This is a genomic window from Marinobacter sp. es.042, from assembly GCF_900188315.1.
Lineage (GTDB): Bacteria > Pseudomonadota > Gammaproteobacteria > Pseudomonadales > Oleiphilaceae > Marinobacter.
Genome location: NZ_LT897781.1, coordinates 553,305 through 571,765, shown reverse-complemented (window position 1 = coordinate 571,765; position 18,461 = coordinate 553,305). Strand labels below are relative to the sequence as shown.

General features: G+C 56.6%; 16 protein-coding genes. 2 read left to right on the top strand and 14 right to left on the bottom strand.

The features are described from left to right. Nucleotides 1–6 precede the first annotated feature (6 nt). Entirely contained in the window at nucleotides 7–909 is a 903-nt protein-coding gene (locus CFB02_RS02810) for an acyltransferase (protein WP_088556786.1), read from the top strand. Nucleotides 910–931: 22 nt separating this feature from the next. Here CFB02_RS02810 and CFB02_RS02805 read toward each other — a convergent pair whose 3' ends face one another. The 5 genes from CFB02_RS02805 to zapE all read right to left on the bottom strand — a co-directional run bounded on the left by CFB02_RS02805 (nucleotide 932) and on the right by zapE (nucleotide 10,140). Beyond that, complete coding sequence (locus CFB02_RS02805; RefSeq protein ID WP_088556785.1) at nucleotides 932–3,622, bottom strand: LuxR C-terminal-related transcriptional regulator; 2,691 nt, start codon at nucleotides 3,620–3,622, stop codon at nucleotides 932–934. Between the two features lie 225 nt (nucleotides 3,623–3,847). Further along, entirely contained in the window at nucleotides 3,848–5,209 is a 1,362-nt protein-coding gene (locus tag CFB02_RS02800) for a DUF1329 domain-containing protein (RefSeq protein WP_088556784.1), read from the bottom strand. A 34-nt stretch (nucleotides 5,210–5,243) separates the two neighbouring features. After that, nucleotides 5,244–7,136: a DUF1302 domain-containing protein gene (locus tag CFB02_RS02795; protein ID WP_088556783.1), complete on the bottom strand. Its 1,893-nt coding sequence runs from the start codon at nucleotides 7,134–7,136 to the stop codon at nucleotides 5,244–5,246. A gap of 628 nt (nucleotides 7,137–7,764) precedes the next feature. Continuing rightward, complete coding sequence (locus CFB02_RS02790) at nucleotides 7,765–8,949, bottom strand: thiolase family protein (RefSeq protein WP_088556782.1); 1,185 nt, start codon at nucleotides 8,947–8,949, stop codon at nucleotides 7,765–7,767. 93 nt (nucleotides 8,950–9,042) lie between these two features. Continuing rightward, nucleotides 9,043–10,140 (bottom strand): cell division protein ZapE, encoded by a 1,098-nt coding sequence (gene zapE / locus CFB02_RS02785; RefSeq protein WP_172835849.1) that lies wholly within the window; start codon nucleotides 10,138–10,140, stop codon nucleotides 9,043–9,045. A 231-nt stretch (nucleotides 10,141–10,371) separates the two neighbouring features. On the opposite strand from zapE, the gene CFB02_RS02780 reads away from it, so the two are divergent. Further along, nucleotides 10,372–10,812 (top strand): YhcB family protein, encoded by a 441-nt coding sequence (locus CFB02_RS02780; protein ID WP_008170195.1) that lies wholly within the window; start codon nucleotides 10,372–10,374, stop codon nucleotides 10,810–10,812. Nucleotides 10,813–11,063: 251 nt separating this feature from the next. Here CFB02_RS02780 and CFB02_RS02775 read toward each other — a convergent pair whose 3' ends face one another. The 9 genes from CFB02_RS02775 to mlaD form a co-directional block, all read right to left on the bottom strand. Then, nucleotides 11,064–11,807: a Nif3-like dinuclear metal center hexameric protein gene (locus CFB02_RS02775; RefSeq protein WP_088556780.1), complete on the bottom strand. Its 744-nt coding sequence runs from the start codon at nucleotides 11,805–11,807 to the stop codon at nucleotides 11,064–11,066. Nucleotides 11,808–11,970: 163 nt separating this feature from the next. Continuing rightward, nucleotides 11,971–13,023 (bottom strand): histidinol-phosphate transaminase, encoded by a 1,053-nt coding sequence (hisC, locus tag CFB02_RS02770; protein ID WP_088556779.1) that lies wholly within the window; start codon nucleotides 13,021–13,023, stop codon nucleotides 11,971–11,973. Between the two features lie 235 nt (nucleotides 13,024–13,258). Continuing rightward, nucleotides 13,259–14,563: a histidinol dehydrogenase gene (gene hisD / locus CFB02_RS02765; protein ID WP_088556778.1), complete on the bottom strand. Its 1,305-nt coding sequence runs from the start codon at nucleotides 14,561–14,563 to the stop codon at nucleotides 13,259–13,261. An 80-nt stretch (nucleotides 14,564–14,643) separates the two neighbouring features. After that, nucleotides 14,644–15,285 carry an ATP phosphoribosyltransferase gene (hisG, locus tag CFB02_RS02760; RefSeq protein ID WP_088556777.1) on the bottom strand — a complete coding sequence of 214 codons (642 nt, stop codon included), beginning with the start codon at nucleotides 15,283–15,285 and terminating at the stop codon, nucleotides 14,644–14,646. Between the two features lie 40 nt (nucleotides 15,286–15,325). Further along, nucleotides 15,326–16,588, bottom strand: coding sequence for a UDP-N-acetylglucosamine 1-carboxyvinyltransferase (murA, locus tag CFB02_RS02755; RefSeq protein WP_014577731.1), 1,263 nt, complete (start codon nucleotides 16,586–16,588; stop codon nucleotides 15,326–15,328). A 28-nt stretch (nucleotides 16,589–16,616) separates the two neighbouring features. Continuing rightward, a complete protein-coding gene (locus CFB02_RS02750; RefSeq protein WP_008170179.1) occupies nucleotides 16,617–16,859 on the bottom strand; it encodes a BolA family protein in 243 nt (80 codons plus the stop codon). 104 nt (nucleotides 16,860–16,963) lie between these two features. Then, complete coding sequence (locus CFB02_RS02745; RefSeq protein WP_088556776.1) at nucleotides 16,964–17,296, bottom strand: lipid asymmetry maintenance protein MlaB; 333 nt, start codon at nucleotides 17,294–17,296, stop codon at nucleotides 16,964–16,966. Further along, entirely contained in the window at nucleotides 17,293–17,946 is a 654-nt protein-coding gene (locus tag CFB02_RS02740; protein ID WP_088556775.1) for a phospholipid-binding protein MlaC, read from the bottom strand. The genes CFB02_RS02745 and CFB02_RS02740 overlap by 4 nt, the downstream gene beginning before the upstream one ends. 32 nt (nucleotides 17,947–17,978) lie before the next feature. Continuing rightward, a complete protein-coding gene (gene mlaD, locus CFB02_RS02735) occupies nucleotides 17,979–18,428 on the bottom strand; it encodes an outer membrane lipid asymmetry maintenance protein MlaD (protein WP_088556774.1) in 450 nt (149 codons plus the stop codon). Nucleotides 18,429–18,461 lie beyond the last annotated feature (33 nt).

Genomic DNA, 18,461 nt, shown 5'->3' with positions numbered 1-18,461 from the left:
TACCCCATGCTTGATTTTCTCCCCGCGCCGCTGAAGGGGACTTTGGCGGCCCTGCTTATCCTGTGTAACACATTAGTGCTGTTTCCGGTTCTTCTGGCATTCGCCCTGCTCAAACTCGTGCTGCCGCTTACCCCCGTTCGTAAAGCCTGCACAGTGATTCTGAACAACATCGCGTGGGTCTGGATCGGCTTCAACAACCTGCTGATGGATCTGCTACACAAGGTCCACTGGGATGTGCGGGGGGTGGAGAGTCTCAGTCGGGAACACTGGTATTTCGTCACCTGCAATCACCAGAGTTGGGCCGATATCCCGGCCATTCAGTATGTGCTGAACAGCCGGATTCCCCTGCTGAAGTTCTTCCTGAAGAAACAGCTGATCTGGGTGCCGTTTCTGGGGGTTGCCTGGTGGGCGCTGGATTTTCCCTTTATGCACCGCCATACCAAGGAGCAGATCGCCAAACGCCCGGAGCTGAAGGGCAAGGATGTGGAGGCCACCCAGGCTGCCTGCGAGAAGTTCCGCTATACCCCGGTGACGATCTTCAACTTTATGGAAGGTACCCGGTTTACAGCCGAGAAGCATGATCGCCAGAACTCACCCTACAAGCACCTGTTGAAACCAAGAGCAGGCGGAACGGCTTTTGTACTGGGCGCGATGGGCGACATGATTCACACCATGCTGGATGTCACGATCGTTTATCCTGAAGGCAGGGCCGGCTTTTGGGATTACCTTTGCGGGCGAATCCGAAGGATTATTATTGACGTGCGGACGCGGGAAATTCCAGGCGAGTTTCTGGGAATGGATTACGAAAACAACCGGGAAACCCGGATTGCGTTCCAGCGCTGGGTGGGTGAGATTTGGGCTGAAAAGGATCAGCGAATTGAGGAGTTAAAGTCTGAACATGGGGTCTGACCCCGTGGGGTCAGACCCCTTTTCACAGCAAGCCTAACTCTCTGGCGCGCACAATAGCCTGGGTTCGGGATTTCACTTCCAACTTGGCATTGATTCGGCGCGCGTGGGTTTTTACCGTGTGCAGGGAAATATGCAGCTTGTCAGCTATTTCCTGGTTTGAAAGCCCTTTTGCAATCAGCTCGAGCACACCCTGCTCCCGCTCACTGATAGGTTCGGCCAGGGTGTCCAGAGTACCCGCGACCTCACGGAGCTCAAACACCTCACCCAACGCCTCTTTGAACGCACTTTCAGGAAGCTGACCAAAGCCCTTCGTCATTAACTCCTGCAACTCATTCCGAAGCTCCCGGAAAGGACTGATGAAGTGCTCTGCAGCAGCCTCATTGACGACGCTAGATAGCATCTTCAGGGCAACCACCGGTCCCTTTTCATCCAGAACGATCACAGCCTCAAGCAAGCGCATGTGTAGCTCCACGCCCCATGGAATGGCTCCCTCATAACGTTCACGAATACCTTGAAGGGTTTCCCGGGCCTTTATCAGGTCACCGCGGGCCAGGTCGACCCGAACCTGAAGGCAGTCCAGCAGGCCCGGCATCATGGGGAAAAGCTCCGGCACGCAGCCGGCTTCCCTGTAGGGAGCCAGCTTTCGAACCGCCTGATCGGCACTGTCGATCTGGTTCTGAGACAACCAGCAGTTGGCTTTCAAGGCCTCCAGGACGGGCACGAACAATGATTCGTCGACTTGCCAGGAATGCATGGTACGCTCGGCCCGGCCAATCCAGATAAACGCATCCTCGAGTCGACCCTGCGTCCGACACATCAAGACACGAATGGTCATCGCCAGCAGCAGACCAAGATCTCTCGTCTGTTCAGCATGGCGCCCGCAGGTGACCAACAGGCGGTCTGCTTCCGCTTCACGGCCCTGATGCCAGAGCACAAGCACCAGATTCAGTTGCAGGCGAGTTTCACCAATCCGGGCAGGACGCGAGAGTTCCTGCATCGCAGTATCGAGACCGGTGCGCAACAATTGCTCTGCATGTTTCAGGGCGCCTTTGCCCAGTTCAATCCGGGCATGGGCATAAACCGCCAATGCTTCCGAACCGGAATCGCCCGCCTCCCTTGCGAGTCTCGACGCGGCACGGTTCGCTTCCCGGGCCTCCGGGAATCGACCCTCTGCGCACAATGCACTGGAACGGACCATCTGCGTGACAAGCTGGCCCTGAGTGCTGAGTCCACCATCAGCCAGGGCCTGATCAGCCATTTCCAAAGCCGGCCCAACACTGCCCTCGCCCCGGAGGATAAAGGCTTTCAAGGCACAAATCCTTGCAGCCTGTTCCTGGCGGTCGGCCTCAGCCAGACCATCAATCAGCGCTCGCGCCTGGCGGAACTGGCCGCCAATTGCATGAACCCAGCTATAGACAATTCTGAGGCGTACGCTCCGTTCCAGGAGCTGGGTCGGCAAACTCTTGCGAAGGCGCAGGAGCGATGCCGTATCCTGACCCAACAGCAAAGCTTCTGATCCCTCAGAGGCGATCCGGATGACTTCCTCGGCATCTCCAGACAGTAGCGCGTATTTCAATGCTTCGGGGAACTGGTCGCGCACGCCAAACCAACGACTCGCCTGCAGCATCCGCTCCGAATACCCGGCCATTACGGGCGACTTCAGCCATTCCTGCAACAACGGATTTATCCGGAACCAGCGACCACGGCCCGGCATCGGCTTCAGGGGCAGCCCCCGCTCGGCAGCCTGAGAGGGAACAAAGCCAGCTTCAGGCAGGAGTGGCTCAAGGGCCAGGAACAGTTCATCGGAGCACAGTTCAAGCTCTGCAATTCCCCGCATGGACCGCATCTGCCCCGGGGTAAAATTGCCAAGCACCGACTCCTTCAAAAACCTCTCAACGCTTGCTGTTTCCTGAACGGGTTTGCGCTCGATATTCTGAGCAACCTCCCGGCGATAAAGCGCCAAAGGCGTCGCCCAACCCTCGGTCATATAGTAGAGATTATCGACAGCAACACTGGTGAGCTCGCTCTTCTCCGTGGCGGCCCGGAAAAACTCGAAGGTTTCCGAACGGGAAAACTCAAGCGTTTCAGACCCGATGCGGGTGAATCGGTTTTCCAGCTCGAGGCTATGTGTTTCGAAAGGCAGCGCCTTACGAGAGATAAGAACGATGGACGAACCACGCGGAAATTCCATCACCAGCTGTTGAAGCAGGTCCACTACGGCGGGATTGCTGAGATTCTGGAGGTTGTCCAGTACCAGGACCCGTGGCTGGCCGGAACCCTCACGCGCCAAAGCGACCTGCATCATCGAAAGGGTGTCAGAGAAGGTGGCGCCGCTCTGGATCCCCTGCTCCGGGGTTTCAGGTAGATCCAGGGCAATGGCAAGCAGGGTCAGGAAGCGGGATGGTGCATTATCCTGAGAGTTCAGCGTAATCCAGCGTACTTGATCGGTAGCCATTTCACCGCTGACGAAGGTGCTGACCACAGCGTGGGATTTACCGTAACCACACGGCGCCTCCAGAAAAAGAACACCTCTGGAAGTCAGTGCGTCGGAAATCCTGGTATCAAGCTTTGGCCGAACCATTGAATCGGAGGGAACCGGGGGAATATGAACCCGTTGTCTGAGCAGGTCCCTGATTAACTCGCCCCGTTGAAGACCACTGTTCGCTGACTGGAATTCGTCGTTGGCTGCACAGCCATCATTGAATGGTTTCACGCACTGCCCCGTTTAGCTCCGGCTCGCACTGCCTTGCACCGCCGGAAAAGTGGATCTTGCACTGACTTTTCAATGGCGACCGACATCGGGTACGCCTTTAGTATGATAAGAAGGTTAAACCAATTGAGGGGTGGGCTGCAAAATTTTGACGTGAAAGGGTTTTCCCAGGTGTAAAAAAAACGGCGGGCCGTAAGGCCCGCCGTTTTTCGGTCTTCTGCAGAACCCTTACCGGGTACCGGCGCGGCGCAGTGCGGCCGGCGTGTAATCCCTGGAGCGGCGATCAACTCCGAACTCATACGGATTTTCTTCTTCGTTGGTCAGACCAAGCGCGAGGTAGCGGCCAGAGAGCAGATCGTACAGAGTCTCGATGGCGTACCAGGGCACGTTCTGATCATAGAACTGCATGAAGTGGGCTTCAGCAACGCGCCAGAGTTCGCCACGACCGTCGTAGTGATCGATGACAGACGCCTGCCAGGAGTCCTCATCAATGTAGAAGTCACGCTGGGCATAGATATGACGCTGACCATCCTTCAGAGTTGCCCTTACGTGCCACACACGGTGTAACTCATAACGGGTGTAATCCTGATTAATGTGTCCAGCCTGAATGATCTGGTCGTAGCTCAGGCTGCGATCGGTCAGCTTGTAGGAGTTGTACGGAATGTACATTTCCTTCTTGCCAACCAGCTCCCAGTTGTAGCGATCCGGCGCTCCGTTGAACATGTCGAAGTTATCCGAGGTACGCATACCGTCAGACGCGGTACCCGGTCCGTCATACGCTACCTGCGGTGCCCGACGAACCCGACGCTGACCGGCGTTGTAAACCCACGCACGGCGAGGCTCGGCAACCTGATCGATGGTCTCGTGTACCAGCAGTACGTTACCGGCGAGACGTGCCGGAGCGGTAATGGCCTGCTTGAAGTAGAAGAGGACGTTGGCATCTTCATTCGGGTCGTAGTCCGCCAGGTATGCACGCCAGGTCAGCTCGTCCTGGAATTTCACAACGGAGAAATCACCACCCTCGGTGGGCGTCACCTGACCAACTGTGCGTTGAACAGACCCACCACGATACCGAGTGATGTGGTTCCAGATAACCTCGAGGCCGTTCTGGGGAATCGGGAACGGGGTGGCAGCCTGGTAGTTGCCCAGACCGTTACCGTCCTTGATCAGCTCGACCGTGGTGGCGTTTGCAACGGTCTGCTCCATGACCTCGTCAGGATAGGCAGCAGTACGATGGGTTTCGTACACCGGCATGAAGTAGTTATCGTAGCGCTCGATCATCGCAACCTGGCCCGGAGACAGATTGTCTTTGTACTGCTCGACGTTACTCTGGTCTATGGTGAACTTGGGCTGCTCATCCGCGAACGGATTCACGTAGATACCATCATTGTTGTAGCCGGGAGGGGGGGTTGTCAGACCACCCGTCCAGGCAGGAATGGCGCCACCGTTACCGGCTTTTTCTGCACCCATCGGTGTCAGCGAGTTACCCAGCTTTGCCGCTTCTTCAGCAGAAACCGCACCCCAGGCCTGGCCGGCAAACATGCTCGCTGCCAGGACGCCTGTGGCCAGTAGTTTCTTGTTAAGTTTCATTTAAATTCCCTCGTTCAACGAATTCTTTCCGGGTTCAGAATGAGTATGAAACGCTAGCACTCACGAAATCGCGGTCAGTCAACTCGTTATACGGCTTGCCGCCGAAAAAGTTTGTGTAACCGATGTTGCCGGTAATCTTGTTCTGGTACACCGCCTGCAGAGACAGACCGATAGCCTTGCTGCCTTCGTTGAAAGCACCGCCCGGCTGCGGGCTGTAACCCTGCACATCGTGGCTCCAGGCCAACTGCGGTGACAGATTCACACCAGCGATTGCGTTCGGGTAATCCCAAACCAGTCGGGTACGGTAACCCCAGGAGAAGTCAGTTGTGAAGCCTTCGTCGTTGCAGTAGTTGGTGTTGATGTTAGCACCACCGTCGGAGCAGATGTCGATAGGGCCGAACGGGAGAGTACCAATGCCAAAGGTCCCTGAACGACCGTAACGAGCTTCATCGTAATCAGGCAGGTCATGCACGTATGTCGCGCCAAACTCCGTGATCAACGACAGTCGGCTCGCACCCATCACCTGATCGAAGAATTTGATCAACGTGAATTGAGCCTGAGAGACGTTGAAGCGATCGTAACCCGCGACTGGCTTGCCTGCCAGGTTGGCACCCGGATTCTCTGCAAGACGCTGTGCTTCAAGCTTGCTGAGTGGATTTCCTGCTGGGTCACGCTGTTGCAGACCACCGAAGATCAGCTCAAACGCGTTCCACTGAAGTGGCACATTGTCTCGGAAGCTATACTCGGCGCCCAGTGACCATCCACCGGGAGTCGTGGTATTGATACTGATACCGTACAGATTGATGTTCTCCGGATACTCGATGAAGTAGCTCGGAAAACTGGCGAACGGCAAGCTCGGATCGTTCTGCTGTGTCGACGTCGGGCTGGCCGGGTTGTTCACCAGACCACTGACGTACGGCAGGCGGCTGTTATATTTGATGTAGTAGAAGCCTAGCTCGGAATCATTCAGCTCCGGCACATACCAACGCAAAGCCACCCCGAACTGGTCCTTGGAATCCGCTTCCTGATCGCCTATGCGGGGCGCAATAAAGCCTTGGGCAAACGCCTGGGAATCCGGGAGCTGACCAGCGAGAAGTACCGGACCGCAACCATCGGCTGCGAAATCGTTGGTAGAAAAGAAGGTTCCGCAGTCATCAGGGCGAATCGGTTCCCAATCTGCCTGCACAAACGTCTCGACGGTTACGTTCTCAGTGATACCGGCAGACATGTAGAACATCTCAACCGGGAGAAGCGCGTCTTTCAGTTCAGATCCCGGCGCCCGGAAGGCGGGCACATCCACCGGGTTGATGACGTTGATGCCGCCTGGAATAAAGGTGCTCTCACCCCAACTCACGACCTGCTTGCCGTAACGAAGGCTGACCGGGACATTGCCGAAATACCAATCGGAGAACACGTAGGCGTCAAGGATTTCACCACCGGAGGCGTTGGCTTTTGCTTCAGGGTTCAGCTCACGCTGCTGGCCGACAAAATCAACGGCACGGTTTTCGTCTTTCAGCTCGAAGTCATACCAGTAACGACCACGCAGAAGACCACCGACCCTTGTCAGGTAGGGGTTATCAACATAGTAGTTCAGGTAAAGTTCACTGTTGCCTTTGACGATCTTGGAGTAGGTATCGCCACTTTCGAAATTAAGGTTGCCGTCATCGTAGTTGTTGGTGGATGCGCCGATATTTGCAAGAGGCTGACCCGGAGTGTATTCGGGACCAAGATTACCCTGGCCAATCAGACGCTTGTCACGGTCCTCTACCCGCCAACCTACACCTGCGGACAGCGTGGTGTTGAACTGGGCTTCCACATCACCCACATAAAACGAATAGGCTGTCGCTTGGCCGGACATGCCGGCTGCAACTGCCACGGCCAGCGGTAATTTGGTCCAACGCTGCCATTGATGTGTTTTTCTTGTCATTGGAAGGCTACTCCATTGTTGTTCTGAGTCGCTGCTCTGATTATTGGTGTTCACGATGTATTGGAGGCTTCATGCACAGTGCTCGTGATGTTGGCACTATAGCTAACGCCTTCGGGCGCTTTGATCAGTCAAAAGTATGATTTTGCTATCATCCCTCTGCAAACGCCGTTTGCCGCCGGGTTTCGTCGCACAGAATCACTATAGACAACAAATTTAGATGCAACCACTTTGGTTTTGGTGGTTTTTTCTCATCAGTGGGATAACCGTGGCGTGGGAGCAAGCACTGCCATCGGGGGGCTCTTCCCGGGAACCGCTACGAGCACATCCATGTGCGCTTGACGCCGGCCATCCTTGGCCGTCGACATTCCCGGGAAGAGCCCCCCGACGGCAGCGCCCAGACCTAGTTCACAAGCCGTGAATTATCACTCCTCAAATCGGGACGAAAAGCGGGATTCTGCTGACAAAACTTTGAAAAGCATTCTCAAATGCTGGCGGCAAGGGGCTTTGGCCTTTCTGAAACTGTCGGCAGCAGGGATGCTGCCGTCAAGCCTACATGGACGTATTCACGGCGTGTTTCAGAAAGGCCAAAGCCCCTTGCCGGAACACCAGAGCAAAGAGCTATCGGAACTTACAGCATCTCGATAGCCATGGCAGTAGCCTCGCCACCACCGATGCAAAGAGCTGCAATGCCTTTCTTTTTGCCGTAACGCTGAAGGGCATACATGAGGGTGACCAGCAGGCGTGAGCCGGTGGAGCCGACGGGGTGACCCTGCGCGCAGGCGCCGCCGTGGATGTTGACTTTCTCGGGGTCGAGGCCGAGTTCGCGGATGGGCATCATGGCGACCATGGCGAAGGCTTCATTGATCTCGAAGAGATCGACGTCGTCTTTGCTCCAACCGGTTTTGCCAAACAGGGTTTCGATGGCGCCAACCGGGGCGCAGGTGAACTCGGACGGATGCTGGGACTGGGTGCTGTGGCCGACGATGCGGGCCAGCGGCTTGAGGCCGCGTTTTTCAGCCTCGGACTCGCGCATCAGGAGCAACGCAGAAGCGCCGTCTGAGATCGAAGATGCGTTGGCGGCTGTAACCGTGCCGTCTTTGGCGAAGGCCGGGCGGAGACTCGGGATCTTGTCGATGTTGGCGTTGTGGGGCTGCTCGTCGTCTTCGACGACGACGTCGCCTTTGCGGCTTTTCACGGTTACAGGAACGATTTCGTCTTTCAGCAGGCCATCTTCAATGGCCTTCTTGGCCCGCGAGAGAGAAGTGATGGCGTACTCGTCCATTTCTTCCCGGGTGTAGCCTTTCTTGTCAGCCATTTCCTGGGCAAAGGCACCCATCAGGCGGCCGGTTTCGGCATCTTCGAGGCCGTCCAGGAACATGTGATCCTGCGGCGCCTGGCCCGGCCCCATGCGGTAGCCGCTGCGAACACCCCGCAGGATGTAGGGAGCGTTGGACATGCTTTCCATACCACCGGCAACCATGATGTCGTTGCTGCCGGCTTTGATCAGATCGTGGGCGAACATGGCGGCTTTCATGCCGGAGCCGCAGAGTTTATTGATGGTGGTGGCGCCGGTGTGGTCCGGAAGACCGGCCTTACGCATGGCCTGGCGCGCCGGGCCCTGCTTGAGTCCGGCGGGCAGGACGTTGCCCATGATGACTTCCTGCACGTCTGCGGGCTGCAGACCGGCGCGTTTTACAGCCTCGGCGATGGTGATCGCTCCAAGATCGGTTGCGCTGACACTGGCCAGGCTACCCTGGAATCCACCCATGGGGGTGCGAACCCCGCTCACGATAACGACGTTGTCTGTGCTCATATTCCATCTCTCCTCAAGATGGGGTCAGATGAAATTGGGGTCAGAAGAAAAATTCTTCTGACCCCAATTTCATCTGACCCCGATTTCACAGTTTTATGGTTTATGCGGTGCTTCGAGGTATTCCCGGGACTGCATTTCCAGCAGTCGGGATTCAGTGCGCTCGAATTCGAAGCCGAGGCGGCCGCCGGTGTACAGCTCTGTGATAGGTGCCGCCGCCGAGATGATGACTTTGACGTTGCGGTCGTAAAATTCGTCAATCATGTTAATGAACCGGCGCGCCTGATCGTCCTTTTCTTTTCCCAGGACGGGCACGTTGCTGACGATGATGGCGTGGAACTGCCTGGCCATCTCGATGTAATCATTCTGGCTTCGGGGGCCGTCGCAGACGTCTTTGAAGTCGAACCAGACTACGTCGTCTGCGTGCGCCTGGGCCGGAATTTTACGGCCGTTGATCTCCATGGATTTGCTGTGTTTGCCGGCCTCAACCGCCAAAGCATCGAAACTTTTGCGCAGGCTGACATCCGCATCTTCATCGAGAGGCGAATGGAACAGCTCTGCCTGCTCGAGCCTCCGCAACCGGTAGTCTACGCCGCCATCAACGTTAACCACATCGGTGTGCTTTTTGACGAGCTCAATAGCGGGCAGGAACCGGGCGCGTTGGAGACCATCCTTGTAGAGACCATCCGGGACGATGTTGGAGGTACACACCAGGGTTACGCCGCGACTGAATAAACCGTCCATTAGTGTGGCGAGGATCATTGCGTCGCCAATGTCGGACACGAAAAACTCGTCGAAACAGATAACGCGAGTTTCATCGGCAAACTTCTTGGACACCAGCTCCAAAGGGTTTTTCTCGCCCTTGAGCGATTTGAGTTCGCTGTGGACTCGCTGCATGAAACGGTGGAAGTGAACCCGCATCTTGCGATCAAAAGGCAGCGACTCGTAGAAGGTGTCCATGAGGTAGGTTTTGCCGCGACCTACCCCACCCCAGAAATACAGGCCCTTGACCGGCTCTTCCTTGCCTTTTTTGAGCTTGCGGAAAAGTTTGGCTTTGGGCTTAGTGCGATCCCTTTCGGCTTCAACAAGTTTGTCGTACAGTGACTGAAGGCGCTTGACCGCATCTTCCTGGGCCGAGTCCTTCTGGAAATCCGGGCGTTCAAGATCCTTCTGGTAACGTTGCCAAGGGGTCATGGTCGCACTGGTTTCGGAGGACATCGCAGCTGTCATCAAGGCATTCCCGGAAGTTGATCGTAAATTTGGGCGCCATATTGTCTCGCATTTGGCGATTTTTCGCCACGTTGGCCGCCTGGGCAGCAATACGACGATTGGCGCAGGCCACAATCATGGGATGATGGAGCCTGGGGCGTTATACTCGTCGAACAGGGGCTTTGCTCACTTCTAGGTAAAAGGACGACACAGCATATGACAAACCTGATTCTGGCAGCGATTGCCGCATTGGTTGTTGGCATTGTCATCGGGGTATTTGTTGGCCGTTCCGGGCAGGGAACGTCGCTTCGGCAGCGCCGGGCGGAACAGCAGATTGAGGAACTGAGAAGCGAATATACCCGCTACCAGGCCCAGGTGAACGAGCATTTCATGGAGTCGGCCCATTTGCTGCGCCGCTTCAACGATGCCTACCGCGATGTGAACCAGCATATGGCACGCGGAGCCAACCGTCTTTGCAATGACGAAGACTGGATGGAGGAGTTGGCGCAGGAGACTTCGAAGAAGCGCCTGGAGGAGGTTCGCGAGGACGCTTCCGAGCCGCCACGGGACTATGCGCCCAAGACTGATCCCAAGGATTCAGGCACGCTTGCTGAGGACTTTGGGCTCAAGAAGGGTGATAAGGCTCAGCAGGCCTGATTTATTGAAGGCCCGACCTTACTCTGGAGCTCGGGCCATTTTAAGACTTCTAGTTTCGGTGAACGGGCGGGGCGGACACCCCTGTCCGGGAACCGCTACGAGCACATCCATGTGCGCTTGACGTCGGCCATCCTTGGCCGCCGACATTCCCGGACAGGGGTGTCCGCCCCGCCCAGTCAGATCCTGTGCAATTCGCCTCGAGAATGAATCACCGCTCAGATGAAGGTTTCAATCTCAGTCCGTACTAACCTTTAAACCGGGTTGTCACAGTCAATAAACTTGTGGGTTACCCCAAACTCCTTCACTAGCGCTTTTCCGAGAGCCTGAACGCCGTACCGCTCAGTAGCGTGATGCCCGGCAGCGTAGTAATGAATGCCGCACTCCCTTGCTGTATGCGTGGTCGGCTCGGAGATTTCACCGCTGATGTAGGCATCGAGGCCAGCGTCCAGAGCAGTGTTAATAAACCCCTGTGCAGCACCGGTACACCACCCTACCCGCTTGATCGCAGCCGGGCCGTCGCCAACCCAGAGCGGCTCGCGATGAAGCTGTCTGGCGATGTGAAGACTGAATTCATCTGGAGACATTGCCTCCTGAAGCTCGCCTTCCCAGACCAGACCGCCGAGCGGGCGCGGATTCTTGATATTGAGAACATCCGCCAGCTGACGGTTGTTGCCGTATTCGGGATGGTCATCCAACGGGAGGTGGTAGGCGACAAGATTGATGTCGTTGTCGAGAAGCTGTTTCAAGCGCTCACGCTTCATGCCCTGGATTCGTTGGTCCTCACCTTTCCAGAAGTAACCATGGTGGACCAGGATCATATCTGCGTTTGCTTCAATGGCGGCTTCGATGAGCGCTTTTGAGGCAGTTACGCCAGAAATGACAGTATTAATTTCGGACGTGCCTTCAACCTGCAGGCCATTCGGACAGTAATCCTGGAAATTCTCTGGCTGCAGCCATTCGCCGATTTTCTTAAGGATGTCGTTTCGATTCGCCATAAAGCTACGCTCCGACTATTTCATGGAAGCTAGATGAGCAGGGTAGGTGCCCCTCTCCGGGAATGTCGGCGGCCAGGGATGGCCGACGCCAAGCGCACATGGATGTGCTAGTAGCGGTTCCCGGAGAGGGGCGCCTACCCTGCTCTGCCCGCCAATACTCAGGCTAGAGTGATTCGAGCCCAGCAATCAAAGCATCGTTCTGCTCAACAGTGCCGATGGTGATGCGCAGGAACTCGCTGATTCGGGGCTTGTTGAAGTGCCGAACGATAATGCCCTGCTCACGAAGGCCTTTCGCCAAAACCTCACCCGGCTGCTCTTTGTGACGGGCAAAGATGAAGTTTGCCTTCGAGGGTAACACCTCAAAACCCAGCCCCTCGAGAGCAGCCGCTACGCGCTCCCGCTCGGAGATCACGCCATCGCAGCACTTCCGGAACCAGGCCTCATCCTCGTAGGCTGCTTTCGCACCGGCCAGGGCCAGGCGGTCCAGCGGGTAGCTGTTGAAGCTGTTCTTCACACGATTCAGGGCCTCGATCAGGTCCGGATGACCAACGGCAAAACCTACGCGCAATCCCGCCAGGGAACGCGCCTTGGAGAGCGTTTGGGAGACCAGCAGGTTCGGGTATTTGTCGACCAGGGTGATTGCCGACTCGCCGCCGAAATCAATGTAGGCCTCATCCACCACCACGACGCGGTCCGGGTTGGCCGCCAAGATCTCTTCGACATGCTGCAACCCGAGATACCGACCGGTTGGCGCGTTCGGATTCGGGAAAATCACGCCGCCGTTGGGTTGCTTGAAGTCCTCCGGGTTGATTTCAAAGCTTTCTGTCAGCGGGACTTTTTGGCTCTCAATGTTATAGAGGCCACAGTAAACCGGATAGAAGCTGTAGGTGATGTCCGGGAACAGGATCGGTTCGCCGTGCTGGAACAAACCGAAGAAGATGTGTGCCAGGACTTCGTCGGAGCCGTTGCCAAGGAAGATCTGTTCCGGCGTTATCTTGTGGTAAGCCGCAATGGTCTCGCGCAGGCTTTCGCCTTCTGGATCCGGGTAGAGGCGCAAGCCGTCGTTCAGTTCGGCCTGGATGGCTTCGATGACTTTTGGTGAGGGGCCGAAGGGGTTTTCGTTGGTGTTCAGCTTCACCAGGTTGGCCATTTTTGGCTGTTCGCCTGGGACGTATGGAACCAGGTCGTTTACCAGGGGGCTCCAGAATTTGCTCATTTTAAACTCCGAGCTAACGGTCTGGTGGTGGCCGCCTTTCCGGGAAACGCTACAAGCACCCGCAGGCGGGTCCGGCCAGCAATCGCAGATTGCTGTCGTGTGGCTATCGCATGAAGCTCCGCTTCATCATCGCTCTGCCACACCCATTTGCGCTTGTTTCGGGCCATCCATGGCCCTCTACATTCCCGAAAAGGCAGCCACCACCATCCCTGCATACATAGGGGGTAAAGTCGTCTTAATCTTTAATACGATATTCCGCCGACCGGGCGTGAGCGGTTAAGCCCTCGCCACGGGCCAGAACCGACGCCACCCGACCCATGCGGTCTGCACCGGCAGCGCTGAAGCCGATGATGGAGGACCGCTTCTGGAAGTCGTAGACGCCCAGAGGTGAGGAGAACCGTGCGGTGCCGCTGGTGGGCAGCACGTGGTTCGGACCGGCGCAATAGTCACCCAGGGCTTCGGCGGTGTAGCGGCCCATGAAGATGGCGCCGGCGTGGCGAATGTCATCGAGCATGGCCTCGGGGTCTTCAACCGACAGCTCCAGGTGTTCCGGGGCTATGCGGTTGGACACTTCGGCGGCTTGTTTCAGGTCGGCGACGTGGATCAATGCGGCGCGGTCGGTCATGGAGGTGCGGATGATGTCGGCACGTTCCATAGTGGGAAGCAGTTTGTTGATACTGGCTTCGACAGCGTCAAGGAATTCGGCATCCGGGCTGATCAGGATGGACTGGGCCTGTTCGTCGTGTTCTGCCTGGGAGAAGAGGTCCATGGCAATCCAGTCGGGATCGGTCTTTCCGTCACTGATCACGAGAATTTCCGAGGGGCCAGCGATCATATCGATGCCGACGACACCGAACACCTCACGCTTGGCGGTGGCAACGAAAATATTGCCGGGGCCGACGATTTTATCCACGGCCGGGATGGTTTCTGTACCAAAGGCCAGCGCGCCCACGGCCTGGGCACCACCAACGGTGAATACGCGGTCGACTCCGGCAATCGCTGCTGAGGCCAATACCATGTCGTTCACCACACCATCCGGCGTTGGAACGACCATCACCACTTCACTGACGCCGGCTACCTTTGCCGGAATAGCGTTCATGAGCACGGATGACGGGTAAGCAGCCTTGCCGCCGGGCACGTACAAGCCCGCCCGGTCCAATGGCGTTACCTTCTGGCCAAGCACGGTTCCGTCTTCGTCCTCATACTGCCAGGACTTCTGGTTCTGGCGTTCGTGGTAGTCACGAATTCGCTCAGCCGCTTTTTCAAGGGCAACCCGCTGGTCCTGGGGAATGGCGTCCAGAGCTTGCTGTAAGCGGCTTTGGTCCATTTCCAACTCGGCGACGGACCCAACCTTCAGGCGATCGAATTTCTCGGTAAATTCCAGAACCGCCTGGTCACCCCGGGTTTTCACCTCATGCAGGATATGGCGCACCGACTCGTTCACCTGATGATCAACGCTGTCGTCCCAGGCCAAAAGTTTGGCCAACGCATCATTAAAGTCACTTTGGGAAGCGTTCAATCGGGTGATCTTGGCGGTCATAACTCAAATCCTGCTCTAGGTTACCGGGGTCAGAAGAACGCTTTCTTCTGACCCCTACTTCACTGAAAACCGACTCACACTCAGAGCCGGCGTTTCTCAACAGCTGCCGACATTTTCTCAATTATGGGGTTAATACGCTCGTGTTTCATCTTCATGGAGGCACGATTGACAACCAGCCGGCTGCTGATGTGCTCAATCAGTTCCCGGGCTTCGAGGCCGTTCGCCTTCAGCGTGTTGCCGGTGTCGACAATGTCGACGATCTCGTCGGCCAGCCCGAGAATCGGAGCCAGCTCCATGGCGCCGTATAATTTGATGATGTCTGCCTGACGGCCCTGAGCCGAGTAATATCGGCGGGCCAGGTTCACGAATTTTGTTGCCACCTTGATACGACCGGATGGCGGAGTCTGATCTTTTGGGCCGGCGGTCATAAGGCGACACCGGGAAATGTTCAGATCCAGTGGCTCATACAGCCCTTCCCCACCATGCTCCATCAGCACGTCCTTGCCGGTCACACCAAGGTCCGCCCCGCCGTACTGAACATAAGTCGGCACGTCTGTGGCCCGGATAATCAGAATCCGAACATTGGGGTCCGTTGTCGGGAACACCAGTTTGCGCGACTTTTTGACGTCGTCGATCAGTTCGATTCCTGCTTCCGCCAGCAGCGGCAGGGTTTCTTCCAGGATTCGTCCCTTCGACAAGGCGATGGTTATGGAATCTGTCATGGATTCTTCCGGTTTCCCGTAGTGTCTGGATAGATGTCTTTCACGCTGGCAGGCGGCGGATGGTGGCACCCAGCAACTGCAGTTTCTCTTCAATACATTCGTACCCGCGGTCTATGTGATAGATGCGGTCTACGATGGTATCGCCGTCGGCCATGAGGCCGGCAATGACAAGGCTTGCCGAGGCCCTGAGGTCCGTGGCCATAACCGGCGCACCGGTGAGGTGGTCCACGCCCTTGATGATCGCGGCGTTGCCCTCAAGCGTGATATCCGCTCCCATGCGGATCAGTTCCTGAAGGTGCATGAACCGGTTCTCGAACACGGTTTCCACAATGGTACCGGTGCCCTCGGCCACGGCGTTCATTGCAGCGAACTGAGCCTGCATGTCGGTCGGGAAGGCCGGATATGGCGCTGTACGCAGGCTAACCGCTTTCGGGCGATTGCCTTTCATGTCCAGTTCAATCCAGTCCGGGCCGGTGTTGATGTGGGCGCCGGCCTCTTCAAGCTTGAGCACAACGGCTTCGAGCAGGTCTTCACGGGTATCCTTGAGCTTGACCCGGCCCCCGGTGGCCGCCGCAGCCACCAGGTACGTCCCGGTCTCAACCCGGTCTGGCAGTACGTTGTAATGGCAACCGTGCAGGCGCTCAACACCGTTGATTTCGATCGTGGCGGTACCGTGACCTTTGATGTCTGCGCCCATGGCGATCAGACACTCGGCGAGGTCAACAACCTCCGGCTCGCGGGCCGCGTTTTCCAGGATGGTTTTTCCGTCGGCCAGGGCAGCCGCCATCATAAGATTCTCGGTACCGGTTACGGTGACCGTATCCAGGAAGATGTGCGCGCCTTTCAGACGACCGTTGGTCTTCGCCTTGATGTAGCCATTCTCGACCTTGATGTCCGCGCCCATCATTTCCAGGCCATGGATGTGCAGGTTCACCGGGCGACTACCGATCGCACAACCGCCGGGCAGGGATACTTCTGCTTCGCCGAAGTGAGCGACCAGAGGACCCAGCACCAGAATGGAGGCCCGCATGGTTTTCACCAGCTCGTAAGGGGCATGGAAGTGTTTGATGGTGTTGGCATGGATTTCCACGCTCATTTTCTCATCAATGATCACTTCAACACCCATGCGACCCAGAAGCTCGATCATGGTGGTTACGTCGTGCAGGTGCGGTAGATTGCCGACGGTTACCGGCTCATCCGCCAGCAGAGTTGCTGCCAGGATCGGCAGTGCGGCGTTCTTGGCACCGGAAATCCGGATTTCACCATCCAGAGGCTTGCGACCTCTGATCAGAAGTTTATCCACAATAAATATCCTGTTTTGTCCGGGCCGTTCAGCCCTGGCGCTCAGCCCATTCGGCCGGAGTAAATGCTTTTGGATGAAGGGCGTGAATCGAGCCATCCATGATCTGCTGGAACAGCGCCTTGTTGATCAACTGCTGGCGCTTGATAGTCGGCAGGCCTTCGAATACGTCACCCACCACGACGACCAGGTAATGGGTACCATCAACCTGTACCTGAACTTCACAGCCGGGCAACGCTTCTTTGACCAGCTCGGTGACTTGGGCGGCATCCATAGAAAATCCTCGGGTGTTTTGAAATCAGGGGCGAGATTGTAACCAATTCCGGCGCTCGGGTCAGCTTTAGCATCCGGTCAACAAAGGGAGCGAGGCCGGAATAATCAGTGGGCGGGATGGACGGCTTCCGGACCAAACCCCTCAAGCTGATCATCAAGATTGCTCAGGGCTGCCAGCGAGGCCAGACGGCCGCTGACGCCACGAAACGAAAGGGCAACGCCCGCCTGATGCGCCAGACGCTGCCAGCAGAGCAGCATGGACAGAACAGCACTGTGGGCCGTCACCAGTCCATCGAGGTCGACAACCAGATCAGCAGAAGCCAAACGGATCAGCTTCTCACCCTGCTTTCTCAAGCCGACCACGGTTTCTGTGTCCACTTCACCGGTAACGACGAGCACGCCGTCCAGGAGCTGAACCACAGGCGAGCCGCTGGTCATGATTTGTCGACTTCCTGATCGAAGTTCAAACTTTCAACAGCGTCGCTCCAACCATCAATCACCGCCTGGATCTGGCCGCGATTTTCTTCCATTTCCTGACCAAATCGATCCCGGAAAGCCAGACCTATGTTGACGCCCTCAACAATGACGTTTTCCATCAGCCACTTGCCTTCTGCTGCCTTGTACATCGAATAGGTTACCGGGTAGCGATTACCGGAGGCACTAATCACTTCCATCTGCACAGAAGCTCGATCGTCACTCTGCGGGTTAATGGTTGCTTCCTTCACCTGGATTTCGAATTCCTCGGCATTAACCAGCGCCTGAGCATAACTGTCGAAAAGACTGCGCTTGAACTTGACCACAAAAGCATCCCGCTGCTCGGGCGTTGTCTGGCGAGCATAGCGACCCATCACCCTGGCAGCAATGCGGCGGAAGTCCACAAAATCGGTTAGAGCCTCATCCATGCTTTTATAAAAAGCCTCTGGATCCCGCTCGTAGAGTCCGCGCTCTTCGTTCAGCTTATCCACCAGCCGCTGGGTATTGGCGTCCACATACTTGCGAAGCTCCTCGGCCTCACTTGCCTGAGTCGGCGCGACCAGAGCCAGGGCCATGAAGAGGCCGATCAGAATGTGGTGTCTCAGTGCAAACATCAGGATCTCCTGTTTGATCTTCCCGGCCCGAGTCAACGGCCCGAGGCAAAGTTGCTAATCAGCCGCTCCAGGTTCATGGCCGACTGTGTCGAATAGAAGGTATCGCCCTCTTTCAGCGAATCCATCTCCGCGCCAATCGATATATCAATGTACTGCTCGCCGAGCAGGCCGGATGTACGTATAACTGCGGAACTGTCTGACGGGATATTGTCCACATCCGAATGAATCGACATCTCCACCCGCGCCTGGAAGGTTTCCGTGTTCAGGCTGATGGATTCGATGGTGCCAACCGTTACCCCGGCCATTGAGATCCGACCGCGGGGCGTGAGCCCGCCCGTATCGTTGAAATTGGCGTAAATGGTATAGGTGCTCTCAGCCGACTTCGGCGACAGCCCGCTAACCTGCAGCGCCAGGAAAAGCAGCGCTGCGCAGCCTGCGATCATGAACAGGCCAACTACGATTTCAGTGGTTCTCTGTGCCATTTCAGGCTCCGGTAATATCTCGTTGATCGATGT